The sequence below is a fragment of the Pediococcus damnosus genome (genome assembly GCF_001611155.1).
Taxonomy (GTDB): Bacteria; Bacillota; Bacilli; order Lactobacillales; family Lactobacillaceae; genus Pediococcus; species Pediococcus damnosus.
The window spans coordinates 570,702-585,096 of sequence record NZ_CP012294.1 but is presented as its reverse complement, the minus strand read 5'-3'; the positions used below and the strand labels follow the sequence as shown (position 1 = coordinate 585,096).

Below are 14,395 nucleotides of genomic sequence, written 5' to 3'. Positions count from 1 at the left end.
TGAAATAAATAAGTGAGCACTAAGAAATGGAGAATTTGTGTGGAACCTGCAATCAAATATCATTTAATAAAAACAGAAAAACATACTGGGGCTCGGTTAGGCGAGATTGAAACTCCGCATGGAACGTTTCCAACCCCAATTTTTATGCCAGTAGGAACTCAAGCAACGGTTAAATCAATGTCTCCAGAGGAACTAGAAGATATTGGTGCAGATATTATCCTTTCTAATACGTATCATTTATGGGTTCGCCCGGGAGAAGACATTATTAAAGAGGCTGGCGGCCTTCATAAATTTATGAATTGGAAAAAGGGAATTTTGACTGATTCTGGTGGTTTTCAAGTTTTTTCACTTGCTAACTTGCGTGACATTTCTGAAGAGGGTGTTCATTTTCGGAATGAAATTAGTGGTGCAAAAATGTTTCTGAGCCCGGAAAAAGCAATTCAAATTGAAAATGATCTCGGGCCAGATATTATGATGAGTTTCGACGAATGCCCACCGTTTTTTGAGAGTTATGAATATGTAAAACATTCAGTGGAACGAACTAGTCGCTGGGCAGAACGAGGTTTAAAAGCACATCAAAATCCTGATTGGCAAGCATTGTTTGGAATTGTTCAGGGAGCTGGATTTAAAGCGTTACGTGAACAAAGTGCTAAGGATCTTGTTAGCATGGATTTCCCTGGGTATTCCATCGGCGGTCTGTCTGTGGGCGAATCGAAGGATGAAATGAATCGGGTTCTAAGCTTCACAACACCAATGCTGCCGGAAAACAAGCCACGTTATTTAATGGGGGTTGGCTCTCCTGATGCTTTAATTGATGGCGTGATGCGTGGAATTGATATGTTTGATTGTGTGCTACCCACCCGAATTGCCCGCAACGGGACATGCATGACGTCACACGGAAGATTAGTTGTGAAAAATGCCAAGTATGCGCGTGATTTTACACCCTTAGATGATAATTGTCAGTGTTATACTTGTCGTAATTATACGCGGGCTTACGTACGTCATTTAATTAAAACTAATGAGTCATTTGGAATTCGTTTGACGAGTATTCATAATATTTACTTTTTAGTGCATCTAATGAAACAGGTGCATCAGGCAATTATTGAAGATAATTTGCTTGAATTTAGAGAAAACTTCTTTGAAGAGTATGGATATAATAAAGAAGATGCAAAGAATTTTTAGTTAGTGTAAGGTTTTCCTAGATGGTCAATAAAATTCTAGGAATATTCATTTTGAGTTGAATATATAGAAAAAGACCTGTAGCCTTTTAATCGACGAAGATTAAAGGAAGGGATACAGGTCTTTCATGTATATTTTAGCAGATTTTATTGAATCATTGGGAAATTTAGACAGTTTATTTGATTTAGAGGAGCAGGTAATTCTTCATCTTAGGAAGTCATTCCAGCTGGTTGTAGCTGAATATCTGAGGCAATTAGATGAAACACTCGTTCCATCAATTCCGGCAGAAAATACATTCATTAATCGACAGGCCAGAACAATTGAGTTTATGTTTGGCGCCGTGAATTTTGAAAGAAGATGTTATCTTCGACCCAATGGAAGTTATTACTTCCCGTTGGATGAACAACTTCAGTTGGAAGAAAGAAAAAGAATTTCACCTTATTTTAAAAGTGTCGTTGCCAAAATTGGGCAAACGACAACGATGAGAAATACGGCCGCAATGATCAATCTGGCAAGTCAGACGGATATTAGTGCCTGGTCAGTAGACCGAATTATCAGAGACATGGCAGATACCGTGAAGACAGAAGAAAAATCGTCCGAAGAGAAACTAGTTAAGAAACGAAAAGTTGAAAACTTAGTGGTTGAAGGCGATGCCTTTGAGATACACAAAATTAATCGACGAAGACAAGACGTCCACCATTACATTGTTTTTGAATCAGGATTAGATGGAACAAGATCAAACAAAGTTGAGTTTGTTGGTATCAATCAAAAAAAGGTTCAAAAACGAGTAACTGACTACATTGAGAAGTATTATAAAATCAGTGAAATGACCGTGTTTACAGCAAGTGATGGTGGCCCAGGGTATAACCCGAAAAGTATGCGAGAAATAGTTCCGAGTGCTCAAAGAGTTGAATTTACTATCGATCGGTATCACTTTGTCAAAAAGATTAAACAAACCTTTGGTTTATTTAATCCATTGGTTGATAAGGCCGTTAAGAGCGTTAGCCTGTATGATCAGAATCAGTTAAACGTTATTTTAGATACATTTGAGTCGCAAATTAAAACTGATAAGGAACTTGAGAGCCTAAGGGTCCTAAGACAATATTTGGCAAGAAATTGGCAGTTTATAAAGTCTCCACACGATCGTGGCTTCATGAGGGTCGGCAAATTGGGATCCGTTGAAAGCTCACACAGAGCGTACACGTATCGAATGAAAAAGCAAGGCAAAGTATGGTCCGAAAAGGGCCTTGAGGCTATGTTGAAATTAATTGAAGCTCGGGTAAACGGTAAGCTAGATAAATACTTACGTGGTGGTTTAAGAAAGTTACAAGAGCTAACGATTGAGATCGCTACGGAATCATTGAAGACGTTGAGTTCAGCTCAGCTGAGCAACAAGCACCATTCTAAGCATATTGGAGTTCTTTCAGGTAAAATACCAGTTGATGCCCCAACAAGTAGCCCTATCGGAGCAATGGCAAAAATATTTTCAAACTAATTATTGTGTATAAATATTTGGTTGATTATAAGGCACCTAGGAAAACTTGACACATACAATTTTTAAATACACTGGAAGTAAACGTTAATATTTGATACAGTTAATATAAAGGAAATGAGGTGTTTATATTGTTATTAGCAGCAAACGCAGGTTTAGGTGGAGGCGCAGGTACAATTGTCTTCATTATCTTAATTTTTGGATTGATGTATTTTATGATGATCCGTCCACAAAAGAAACAACAACAAAAGCATCAAGATATGATGAGTAAACTTCAAGTTGGTGACAAGATCGTTACCATTGGTCGTTTACATGGAGTTGTTGATTCAATTGATGAAGATGCAAAAACAGTTACTTTAGACTGTGATGGTATCTACTTGGTTTTTGATCGAACTGCTATTATGCGAGTGGATCATGTGGAAGCTGTTAAACCAGCTGAAAAAGAGGAAACTTCTGCCACAGAACCAGAAGCAGCAGCAAAAGATGTCAAAGAAACTCCTGATGCAGATGATGCTCAGGAATCAACTGACAAACCAGAAAATAAGGAATAATCAGTTAAATTTAAAGGATTGAGACATTTTTTGTTTCAAATCTTTTTTTTTAGGGTTAAAAAGTTGTGTATTCAAAACGAAAGTTTCATAATTAAAGCGGACTTATATTGTGAAAGAGAGGCAAATGAAATGACACAACAAGCGTTGTTTATAATTTTTGGAGGAACAGGTGATTTGGCCTATCGCAAATTATATCCTTCATTATTTCGTTTGTATGAAAAAGGCTATTTAAAGGATGATTTTGCCGTAATTGGAACAGCACGTCGTCCTTGGACTAACGATCATTATCATGAGGTTGTGATGAATGCCATTGCAGATGATGGTCATGAGTCCGATCGAACAAATAGTGAGATCACACGAAAATTTGCGAGTCATTTCTGTTATCAATCGCATAATGTCAATGATACGGAACACTATGTGGCGTTACGAAAATTAGCTGATAAATTAGATGAAAAATATAAACTTAATGGCAACCGAATTTATTATTTGGCCATGGCACCGAGATTCTTTGGAACCATTGCTGGCCATTTAAAATCAGAAAAGTTAATTACTGATCATGGCTATAATCGGTTAATTATTGAAAAACCATTTGGCCGTGACTTTGAAACTGCTAAAGAACTTAATGATGATATTTCCGCCGCTTTTTCTGAAGATCAAATTTATCGAATTGATCATTATTTGGGGAAGGAAGCCATTCAAAGTATTGCGGCTTTGAGGTTTGGAAACCAAGTGATTGAATCGCTTTGGAACAAGGAACATATCGATAATATTCAAATTACCTTAGCGGAATCATTAGGTGTCGAGGAGCGGGCTGGCTATTACGAAACGGCTGGTGCGTTGCGAGACATGGTGCAAAACCATATTCTGCAAATTGTGTCATTACTTACCATGCAAAAGCCTAGTGAATACACAGCAAAAGAACTACGTGATCGCAAAGTAGAGGCCCTTCAAAATATTAAAGTTTATTCAGCCAAAGAAGCTTCAAAGAACTTTGTTCGCGGTCAATACGGTGAAGATGCTGAACATGAGCAATTGGATTACCGACATGAAGAGGGAACCGATGAGCATTCACAGATTGAAACGTTTGTGGCCGGAAAATTGGAAACTACAAATGGTAATTTAACCGGTGTTCCTATTTACATTAGAACTGGAAAACGGCTTGCCCGAAAATCTACGCAAATTAATGTAGTTTTTAAGGATACAACGGATAATATTTTTACAGCAACAGGTGAGCAGGATACCAAACTTGAACAAAATGTCCTAACTCTTTATGTTGAACCAGATCAAGGGTATCAATTAGATCTAAATGTAAAAAATGGTAGTCAAGGCTATGGAATTATGCCAATTCATTTAGAATATCATAAGACATCTGCTGAAAAAGCAAAAGTTCCGGAAGCATATGAAAAACTAATTCATGATGCCTTAGATGGTAATCGAACCAACTTTGCCCATTGGCATGAAGTAGCACAAGCTTGGCGGATTGTTGATGTTGTTAGACAAAATTGGGATAGTCAAAAGACTGATTTCCCGAATTATGTAAGTGGTACAATGGGGCCTAAAGCTGCCCAAGAATTATTGACCCGTGATCATCGTGATTGGGTATTTGGGGCAACCAAACATTAAATGAAATAATTGGAGCGGTTAATTGACAATTTGTTGATTAGTCGCTTTTTGAATTTATTTTGCTTGTTTTCAAACATACGTTCGATTAAACTGAAAAGAGATTAAGAAATCGTTACGTCATTTAATTTTATAAAATGATATTAAAAGTAATTTTTAGAAGTGGTATGAATCCAGGTGATAAAGTTGTCCCAAGCTCAAAATGAAGATATTCTTCCTATTAACATAAATACATCAAGAAAGATCATTCATGTTGATATGGATGCTTTTTACGCTTCAATCGAAGAACGTGAACGACCAGGGCTCAAAAAAAAGCCCCTTATTATCGCGAAAGATCCACGTAGAACGGGTGGAAAAGGAGTTGTCGCTACTGCAAACTATATGGCACGGCAGTCGGGTGTTCATTCAGCAATGAGTGCGCAAAAAGCTTTAGAACTATGTCCTAAGGCTTTCTTTCAGACACCAAATTTTACGTTATATCGAGCGGTATCAGATCAAATCCATAAAATCTTTCATGAGTATACTGAAAAAATTGAACCAGTCGCGTTTGATGAAGCATATCTGGATATTACAGACAATAAAAAACATATTGAAAGTGCGGTGGAAGTGGCCCATCAAATTCAAAGTGAAATATTTGCAAAAACTAACTTAACTTGTTCTACTGGCATCTCTTACAATAAGTTTTTGGCCAAGTTGGCTTCTGAGTATCAAAAGCCAATCGGTGTTGCCGTTGTTTTGCCTGAGGATGTGCGTGAATTTTTAGATAAATTACCAATTGAAAAATTTCGCGGAGTTGGTAAAAAGACCGTTCCTAAAATGTACGATTTAAAGATTTTTAATGGAGCAGATCTCTATCAAAAAAGTGAACTGTATTTGATTCATCATTTTGGAAGATTTGGAGATGTCTTGTATCATCATGTGCGTGGAGCAGATGATCGGCCCGTTGAATATTTGCGAGAACGAAAATCGATTGGTAAAGAAAGTACTTATAATCCTAATTTAACAACGGATTCTGAGGCAGAACAGGCGCTGACCATATTAGCAAAAAATGTGGCGCTTGCTATGAAACAAAGACAAAAGCATGGTAAAACTTTAGTTCTCAAGGTGAGATATGCAGATTTTGAAACGATTACCAAAAGACAAACTTTAACTGAATTTATTGAGAATAGCGAGGAAGCTTATCTTTTTTATGCACAACAACTTTTTGATGAATTTGGTGATAGTAAGCGGGGAATCAGATTATTAGGAATTACAATGACAAATCTGGCTAGTATTAACTTTGAAAACATTACGTTACCGTTATTTAAATCAGATTAATTGTTAGTGTAAAGTTTTAGTAGGAAAGTGAAAAAAAGTCTTTTCAAAACAAGAGAAGACCGTTAATCTTCTAATTAGGTATAGCAGCCAAAAATTAGGAGGTAACGGTCTTCATGTCTCAAATATTAACAGAAATCATGACAGTTTTAAAGGATAGTAATAATTTATTTGATGCGGAACAGAATTTAATGATGCAGTGTCAGACGTTGATTGCCACTGCCTTAGGCCAGGCGTTAGAAGATCTTGATGATCTTCTAATTGGCGAAACAGAATACCAAGAAATTGTGGGCAAGCGCGAAAGAACTTTGAATTTTATGTGTGGGGCCGTGACTTTCAAACGCCGGTTAGTGAAACTAACTGATAAAAAATATGTATTTCCTTTAGATCGTTATTTGCAGTTAATTCCACGAAGTAGATTTTCACCCTTAATGGTCGAAAAGGTTGCCAAGCTAGCTTCACATAGTGTTTTACGGACAACAGCTTTGGCTGTTAACCTTTTAACCCCACTTTCTATCAGTCATCAGAAAGTTGGTCAACTTTATCAAACAGCAGGTACGCAATGTGAAAAGCAGCGTGAAGAAACCACGTTAGTAACTGTAGCAAAGAAACGTCAAGTTCCTTATTTATATCTAGAAGGTGATGCCTTTTGTGTCGCCATAAAGGCTAAACACCACCATAAGAATATCTTCGTGCACCGACTTCAATTAACGGAAGGCATTACCCAAAATGGCCAGCGCCGACAGACGCTAAACCGGCATGTGTTTACAGGATTAAACCGCCGAGTAGTTTTTAAGCAAGCACAAGATTATTTAAGTCAAAACTATGATTTACAACACACTACGGTGATCACCGGTAGCGATAATGGCAGTGGTTATGAACCATCCTGCTTTGATGAATTAGCAATTGGGGCAAAAAAACATGAACATTTTTTAGATTGTTATCACTTGAATCGAAAAATTCGTAAGCGATTAAGCATGATGCCTAAGAAACTACAAAATATGTTATTTCAGGCTGTTCATAATTGGGATAGTGACCAAATTCAGGTTATTCTTGATACTTGTGAATCAATAGCTAGCGATACAGATAGTCTTGAGTCAATTCAACTTTTACGGCGTTATTTGAAGCGTAATTGGAATTACTTAAAACCAGCTGTTGAGCGCAGCTTAACGGCTGAAAATGTGTGCTTGGGTGGTTGTGAAAGTAACCATCGTCGTTTTACGTACCGATTAAAGCATCAAGGTCGTTCTTGGAGTATACCTGGCTTAAAAGCAATGGTCAATGTGATTACGAGTGAAATTAATGGTCAACTGGAAGCGGCAATGTTAAATGTCCCCGCCGCCTCACCAATAAACGTCAAACCAGTTAACATATCTGCAAGTCATTTTCTTAAGCAACCCTTTACGCAACATCAAGGAATCAAGCATGGTAGTCTTCACCTAGATGCAGCAACCAGTAAGTGCTATGGGTAATTTGGTGAAGATTATTTCGTAAAACCTGAATAATAGGTGTAGTGGAGGCGTTGATGAAAGAGTGTGTCGATGTCACTTGGCGATTTATCGCTTAGAGACATGGGAAGACTGGAGAGATCCACTTCTGGCCTGATGAGGGACAGAAGTTAGCTCGCAAGCGACCCACACGGCCCCACATCAGCGCCGGAACGGAACAAAAAGCAGGTAAAAGCTTAAATAAAATCTAATTAGAAGTACAACCTACTAAAACTTGACACATACGATTAATTTTCGGCTTTGTGTTTGACCTTAAAAGCTAGTATACTGGGAAGAAGCGAAAACTTGGCAATCTTTTAAAACCAACCAATGATAGAAAGAAGAAATTATGACACTGCAACAAGAAATCTTTGAACAAATAAAAAAACATCAACGAATTATTATTCATCGCCATCAACGCCCAGATCCAGATGCAATCGGCTCTCAAATCGGATTAGCAGAAATTATTCGTGCTTCTTTTCCAATGAAAACCGTTCTCGCGGTTGGTAAGCAGATTGGTGGTTTATCATGGATTGGCGAAATGGACACGGCTGATGATGATGATTATGATGATGCTCTCGTAATTGTCACAGATACTGCTAACCCACCACGGGTTGACGATAATCGTTATACCAATGGTCAAGAATTAATTAAAATTGATCATCATCCTGATGATGACCCATATGGCGATTTGGCTTGGGTAGTTCCAAGTGCATCAAGTAGTTCGGAAATGATTTTTGATCTTTATCATCAGTTTAAACATGAGCTGACTTTAAATGCCAAAGCTGCAAAGGCATTATATGCTGGGATTATTGGTGATACAGGTAGATTCTTGTATTCAGCAACTACACCGCACACAATGCGTGTGGCAGCTTCTTTAATGGCAACTGGTTTTGATGTTACAGCAGTAAATCAAAAATTAGATAGTATCCCATTATCTGTCGCTCACTTATCTGCATATGTGTATCAAAATTTGACGATCACGGAAGATGGCGCAGCAACCGTTTGTTTAACTAGTGAAGTTTTGGATCAATTTGATTTAAAAGACGCCGGAACTGCTGGGGTCGTGCCCCTACCTGGTAAAATTGAATCGGTTGTTTGTTGGGCAATTTTTGTGGTTCAAAGGGATGGGACTTATCGCGTCCGATTACGTTCTAAAGGTCCAACAATTAACGAATTAGCTAAGAAACACGATGGTGGTGGACATGCTTTAGCCAGTGGTGCGAAAGCTAAGGATCTTGATGAAGTTCAAACGATTCAAAATGAATTAGCGGCGATCGCAACGGCTTATAAGAAAAGCAAGAAGGAGTAATTAATGAAAAACGGTTTTTCAAAATTTAATTTACAACCATTTTTGATGAGTGCTTTGGATAAAATTAATTTTACCCAACCAACTCCAGTTCAAGAAAAATTGATTCCGGTGATTTTAGCTGGTAAAAGTGTGGTTGGTCAGTCACAGACAGGTAGTGGAAAAACCCATACCTTTTTGTTACCATTGATTAACCAAATTGATCAATCAAAAAAACAGGTTCAGGTCGTAATTACAACCCCTAGTAGAGAACTTGCGTATCAAATTAATGCGGCAGCTCGTCAATTAGTAGACTCTGACGAAGTTCACATTGAGATTGGTAATTATGTTGGTGGAACAGACAAGAAGCGTCAGATGGATAAATTGAAACATCGCCAACCAGAGATTGTTATCGGGACTCCAGGAAGAATTTGGGACTTGATTCATAGCCAGGCTTTAGATGTTCATCAAGCTTCTAAATTTGTTGTGGATGAAGCCGACATGACGCTTGACATGGGATTTTTAAATGAAGTAGATAAAATTGCTGCAAGTTTGCCCAAAAGTTTACAAATGATGGTTTTCTCTGCAACGATTCCGAAGTCTTTAAATGCCTTTTTAAAGAAGTATATGTCAAATCCAGTTATATCAGAAATTCCAGTTGAAAGTATCATTAGTCCCACAATTGATAACTGGTTAATTTCAACGAAAAGTAAAGGTAAAAATAATGTCATTCATCAGTTATTAACAATTGGTGAGCCTTACTTAGTTTTGATTTTCTGTAATACCAAGGAACGGGCTGATGAGTTAACGGATTATTTAAAGCGGCAAGGATTGAAGGTAGCTAAAGTTCATGGTGGCGTGCAACCACGGGAACGAAAACGAGTTATGAAGGAAATTCATAATCTTGATTTTCAATTTGTTGTGGCAACTGATTTGGCATCCCGAGGCATCGATATTGAAGGTGTTTCAATGGTCATCAATGATGGTATTCCAGATGATCTTGATTTCTTTATTCATCGAGTTGGTCGAACTGGCCGAAATGGCATGTCCGGAACAGCCATCACACTGTATGAACCAGGTGAAGAGGAAAAAGTTTCCGAGATTGAAAAATTGGGTGTGAAGTTCCAACCAAAAGCGATTAAAAACGGTGAGGTTGTAGACTCGTATGATCGTAATCGACGAACCAATCGGGTCAGAGATCACCACAAATTGGACCCAACGATGGTCGGAATGGTTAAGAAGAAGAAACGTAAGGTCAAGCCTGGATATAAACGTCAAATTAGAAAAGCAATTGAAATTAAAGATCAAAAAGATCGACGTAAGGCACAGCATACTGAATTTTTGCGGACTAAACGTCAAAGAATTAAACAACACAGAGCTAAAAGAAATCATGACGAAGATTGACAAGGTAATATTTTTTGCAATATAATAATTTTGATTGAGGACATATTAAAACGAATAAACTTTCAGAAACGTTTTGGATGCTGTGAAAAACGAGTTTAGGGTTTTGATGCTACCTTGGAGATGTTTCGCGACTCTGCGTTAAAGAGGTCAAGAGGTTAACGAGTAAGATCGTTGCAAGTAAAGTGGTACCGCGCATAAGCGTCTTTACTAGCAACGGTCTTTTTGTGCAATTAGAAGAGGAGAAGATCATGGAGAGAAAATCAAGTAGTGAAGTCAGAAAAATGTTTTTAGACTTTTTTAAGTCTAAAGGCCATATCGTAGAACCAAGTGCACCATTAGTACCCCACGATGATCCCACATTATTGTGGATTAATTCTGGGGTAGCCACAATGAAAAAATATTTTGATGGTAGTGTTGTGCCTGATGTTCCCCGGCTAACTAGTTCGCAAAAAAGTATTCGAACAAACGATATCGAAAATGTCGGCCATACCGCACGCCACCATACTTTATTTGAAATGCTCGGTAATTTCTCAGTAGGTGATTATTTTAAAGAAGAAGCAATCACGTGGGCGTGGGAATTGCTGACAAGTCCAGATTGGTTTGCAATGGATCCAGAAAAATTGTTTATTACGGTTTATCCAAAGGATACGGATGCAAAACATTATTGGGAATCAGTAGGTGTTTCAGCAGATCATATTATTCCAGTAGAAGATAACTTTTGGGATATTGGTGAGGGCCCAAGTGGTCCAGATTCCGAAATCTTTTATGACCGTGGTGAATCTTTCAATAACTTAGCTGAGGACGATCCAGAAAACTATCCTGGTGGGGAAAATGAACGCTACTTAGAGATTTGGAATATTGTTTTCTCACAATTCAATCATAAGCCAGATGGTTCATATGAGCCATTGCCACATAAAAATATTGATACGGGGATGGGACTTGAACGGGTAGTTTCGATTTTTCAAAATGCACCTACTAATTTTGAAACTGATTTATTTTTACCATTGATCCATGAAACAGAAAAATTTAGTGGTAAAAAATACAATGATGATAAGGAACAAGACGTGGCTTTTAAGGTTATTGCAGATCATGCCCGGGCCATTACGTTTGCAATTGGTGATGGCGCACTGCCTTCAAATGAGGGTCGTGGCTATGTGATTCGTCGCTTAATTCGGCGAGCGGTTATGTACGGTCAAAAACTTGGGATTAAAGAAAGCTTCTTGTTCAAGCTAGTACCTGTTGTCGGCAAAATTATGCAGTCCTATTATCCAGAAGTCTTGGAACAAAGTGACTACATTGCCGAGGTTGTGTCATCAGAAGAGAGTCGTTTTAACGAAACACTTAATGATGGTGTCCAGTTGCTTGATCAAATCATCAAAAAAAATAAAGAAAATAACGAAAAAGAAATCAGTGGCTCTGACGCGTTCAAGCTATTTGATACGTATGGTTTTCCTTTAGATTTAACTACTGAGTACGCACATGACGAAGGCTTAGAGGTTGATAAAAAAGGTTTTGAAACTGAAATGCAGCAACAAAAGCAACGGGCTCGGGCAGCACGAGGAAATCAAACTTCTATGGGTGTTCAGTCTGGGTTACTCACGGGAATTCAAACTCCAAGTCGCTATGTTGGATATACAGAATTAACTGCAGATCATGCAGTTTTGAAGAATATTATTCAAAATGATCAACTTGTAACGGATGCCAAAAAGGGTGAGGCGCAATTAATTTTTGATGTAACGCCGTTTTATGCCGAAATGGGTGGCCAAGTTGCCGATAAGGGAACAATTACAGATGAAGATGGTAATGTCGTAGCCGAAGTAGAGGACGTTCAGCATGCCCCTAATGGTCAAAATCTGCATACTGTTAAAGTTCTTGAACCTTTGCAAACTGAACAAGCCTATTCGTTAAGTGTGGACCGTCATTTCCACAGTAAAGTTGAAAAGAATCATACGGGAACTCATTTGCTCGATCAAGCTTTACGAGATGTTTTTGGAGAACATACTAAACAGGCTGGCTCTTTAGTTGAACCTGATTATCTTCGTTTTGATTTTACACACTTTGGACAAGTTACCCAAGAAGATTTACAAAAAGTGGAAAGCATTGTTAACCAAAAAATCTTTGCTGAGATTCCGGTTAAAACTGTGGAAACTGATATTGAATCTGCTAAAAAGTTGGGAGCCATTGCTTTATTTAGCGAAAAGTATGGGAAAAAAGTTCGTGTGGTCAGTGTTGGCGACTACTCTGTTGAATTTTGTGGTGGTGATCACGTTAAAAATACAAACGAGCTAGGTTTGTTTAAGATTGTTTCTGAGTCTGGTGTTGGGGCTGGTGTTCGGCGGATTGAGGCTGTGACTTCAGCTGAAGCATATGAATACTTGTTGAGTCATGACGAACTTTTAACTCAAACAGCTAAGCAAGTAAAGGCTGTGCAAGTAAAAGATACACCACAAAAGGTGGCTCAATTACAAGAAACGGTTAAAACACTTACTCAAAAAGTTACAAATCTTGAAAACAAAATGGCTAAACAAGAAGCAGCTGGCATCTTTGATAATGTCCAACAGGCCGGTCAATACTCAGTAGTCGCAAGTGTTGTAAAGGTTACTGGCATGTCCCAATTACGAGATTTGGCGGATGATTGGAAGCAACGAAAAGTCTCAGATGTTTTAATCCTCGGAGCTGCTGTTGGTGAAAAGGCTAATTTATTGGTTGCCGTTTCAGACGCCAAAGTTAAGGCTGGATTGAAGGCTGGTGATTTAATTAAAGCGATTGCCAAAGAAATAAATGGAGGCGGTGGCGGCCGTCCTAATTTGGCACAAGCTGGTGGTAGTAAACCAGCTGGACTCGAACAAGCATTGGCAAATGGAATTACGTGGTTGACGGAAAAATAGTCAAATGTTTCAGCTTGAATAATAACGTATTACGGATTGATTACATTGGACTGCATTGTTTGTACTTTTGTGGGGTATCATGTAAAATTACCTTGATAACGATACAGGAGGTGCTTTCGATGAGTAAATTAGATAAAACAATGTTTTTCGATTTTAGTAACGATGCACCTAATGACTTACATGAAACGTTGAAAACTGTTTATGATGCTTTGGAAGAAAAGGGATACAATCCGATTGACCAAATTGTTGGCTATTTACTCTCGGGAGACCCAGCATATATTCCAAGATTAAATGATGCGCGCAATTTAATTCGTAAACATCAACGGGATGAAATTATTGAAGAATTAGTACGTAGCTATCTTTCAAAGGATCGGAACGATTTGAACAAATCCGGCCAGTCAGCAGGTCCTATCAAATGAGATTAATGGGATTGGATGTTGGTTCTAAAACAGTCGGGATTGCCGTTAGTGATGCGTTAGGTTGGACTTCACAAGGCGTGGAAATTGTTCCAATCAATGAAGCACAAAAAGAGTTCGGTTTGGATCGCATGAAAGAACTAGTCGCTCAATATGAGGTGGCTGGTTTTGTGGTCGGATTGCCTAAGAATATGAATAATACTTCTGGTCCTCGGGTTGATGCAGCAAAGGCTTATGGGCAACTGATGATTGATACTTTTAATTTGTCAGTTGACTATGAAGATGAGCGGTTAACGACGGTTGAGGCACAACGTATGTTAATTGAACAGGCTGATACATCTCGAAAGAAGCGCAAAAAAGTTATTGATAAGTTGGCAGCTAGTTTGATTCTTGAAAACTACTTAAACCGCCAGGGTAAACTATTAAATAAATTGAAGTGAGGATTTCTAATGAGCGAAGAAGACAAAGAACAACAAATTACACTCGTTGATGAACACGGAAATGAAGAACTTTACAACGTTTTATTTACATTTGATTCAGAAGATTATGGTAAGTCATATATGTTCTTATATCCATCTGACGCAGAGGATGATGCGGAAGTGGACATTCAGGCATATTCATATGTTCCTGATGCTGATGGCAACGCAGATGAAGGCCAGCTAAACGAAATTGAATCAGACGATGAATGGAAAATGGCTGAAGAAGTCTTGAACACCTTTTTAGGTGACAATGACGAAGACTAATTACCATTTGTGA

General features: G+C 38.2%; 12 protein-coding genes. All 12 read left to right on the top strand.

The features are described 5' to 3' along the window. Positions 1 to 39 precede the first annotated feature (39 nt). The 12 genes from tgt (at position 40) to ADU73_RS02760 (ending at position 14,382) form a co-directional block, all read left to right on the top strand. Positions 40 to 1,182, top strand: coding sequence for a tRNA guanosine(34) transglycosylase Tgt (gene tgt / locus ADU73_RS02815; RefSeq protein WP_046870911.1), 1,143 nt, complete (start codon positions 40 to 42; stop codon positions 1,180 to 1,182). A gap of 124 nt (positions 1,183 to 1,306) precedes the next feature. Continuing rightward, the gene (locus ADU73_RS02810) at positions 1,307 to 2,674 is read left to right on the top strand and encodes an ISLre2 family transposase (RefSeq protein ID WP_046872291.1); all 1,368 of its coding nucleotides are present in this window, start codon (positions 1,307 to 1,309) and stop codon (positions 2,672 to 2,674) included. A gap of 125 nt (positions 2,675 to 2,799) precedes the next feature. Further along, positions 2,800 to 3,222, top strand: coding sequence for a preprotein translocase subunit YajC (gene yajC, locus ADU73_RS02805; RefSeq protein ID WP_046870914.1), 423 nt, complete (start codon positions 2,800 to 2,802; stop codon positions 3,220 to 3,222). A 129-nt stretch (positions 3,223 to 3,351) separates the two neighbouring features. Then, on the top strand, positions 3,352 to 4,845 hold the full coding sequence (zwf, locus tag ADU73_RS02800; protein WP_062913158.1) for a glucose-6-phosphate dehydrogenase: 1,494 nt from the start codon (positions 3,352 to 3,354) through the stop codon (positions 4,843 to 4,845). Positions 4,846 to 5,100: 255 nt separating this feature from the next. Continuing rightward, the gene (gene dinB / locus ADU73_RS02795) at positions 5,101 to 6,159 is read left to right on the top strand and encodes a DNA polymerase IV (RefSeq protein ID WP_237028906.1); all 1,059 of its coding nucleotides are present in this window, start codon (positions 5,101 to 5,103) and stop codon (positions 6,157 to 6,159) included. 113 nt (positions 6,160 to 6,272) lie between these two features. Beyond that, positions 6,273 to 7,628 (top strand): ISLre2 family transposase, encoded by a 1,356-nt coding sequence (locus ADU73_RS02790; protein WP_062913156.1) that lies wholly within the window; start codon positions 6,273 to 6,275, stop codon positions 7,626 to 7,628. 364 nt (positions 7,629 to 7,992) lie between these two features. After that, positions 7,993 to 8,955, top strand: coding sequence for a DHH family phosphoesterase (locus tag ADU73_RS02785; RefSeq protein WP_046872062.1), 963 nt, complete (start codon positions 7,993 to 7,995; stop codon positions 8,953 to 8,955). Positions 8,956 to 8,958: 3 nt separating this feature from the next. After that, positions 8,959 to 10,335, top strand: coding sequence for a DEAD/DEAH box helicase (locus ADU73_RS02780; protein ID WP_062913155.1), 1,377 nt, complete (start codon positions 8,959 to 8,961; stop codon positions 10,333 to 10,335). Between the two features lie 248 nt (positions 10,336 to 10,583). Further along, complete coding sequence (alaS, locus tag ADU73_RS02775; RefSeq protein ID WP_046872064.1) at positions 10,584 to 13,223, top strand: alanine--tRNA ligase; 2,640 nt, start codon at positions 10,584 to 10,586, stop codon at positions 13,221 to 13,223. A gap of 119 nt (positions 13,224 to 13,342) precedes the next feature. Next, positions 13,343 to 13,642, top strand: coding sequence for an IreB family regulatory phosphoprotein (locus ADU73_RS02770; protein WP_056986406.1), 300 nt, complete (start codon positions 13,343 to 13,345; stop codon positions 13,640 to 13,642). Next, positions 13,639 to 14,079 (top strand): Holliday junction resolvase RuvX, encoded by a 441-nt coding sequence (ruvX, locus tag ADU73_RS02765; protein WP_062913154.1) that lies wholly within the window; start codon positions 13,639 to 13,641, stop codon positions 14,077 to 14,079. Before ADU73_RS02770 ends, ruvX begins: the two co-directional genes overlap by 4 nt. 9 nt (positions 14,080 to 14,088) lie before the next feature. After that, positions 14,089 to 14,382 carry a DUF1292 domain-containing protein gene (locus ADU73_RS02760; protein ID WP_056986408.1) on the top strand — a complete coding sequence of 98 codons (294 nt, stop codon included), beginning with the start codon at positions 14,089 to 14,091 and terminating at the stop codon, positions 14,380 to 14,382. Positions 14,383 to 14,395 lie beyond the last annotated feature (13 nt).

Coding starts and splice junctions, on each gene's coding strand:
- ADU73_RS02810 (WP_046872291.1), top strand. CDS start 1,307: ATGTATATTTTAGCAGATTTTATTGAATCATTGGGAAATTTAGACAGT.
- zwf (WP_062913158.1), top strand. CDS start 3,352: ATGACACAACAAGCGTTGTTTATAATTTTTGGAGGAACAGGTGATTTG.
- dinB (WP_237028906.1), top strand. CDS start 5,101: ATGGATGCTTTTTACGCTTCAATCGAAGAACGTGAACGACCAGGGCTC.
- ADU73_RS02790 (WP_062913156.1), top strand. CDS start 6,273: ATGTCTCAAATATTAACAGAAATCATGACAGTTTTAAAGGATAGTAAT.
- ADU73_RS02785 (WP_046872062.1), top strand. CDS start 7,993: ATGACACTGCAACAAGAAATCTTTGAACAAATAAAAAAACATCAACGA.
- ADU73_RS02780 (WP_062913155.1), top strand. CDS start 8,959: ATGAAAAACGGTTTTTCAAAATTTAATTTACAACCATTTTTGATGAGT.
- alaS (WP_046872064.1), top strand. CDS start 10,584: ATGGAGAGAAAATCAAGTAGTGAAGTCAGAAAAATGTTTTTAGACTTT.
- ADU73_RS02770 (WP_056986406.1), top strand. CDS start 13,343: ATGAGTAAATTAGATAAAACAATGTTTTTCGATTTTAGTAACGATGCA.
- ruvX (WP_062913154.1), top strand. CDS start 13,639: ATGAGATTAATGGGATTGGATGTTGGTTCTAAAACAGTCGGGATTGCC.
- ADU73_RS02760 (WP_056986408.1), top strand. CDS start 14,089: ATGAGCGAAGAAGACAAAGAACAACAAATTACACTCGTTGATGAACAC.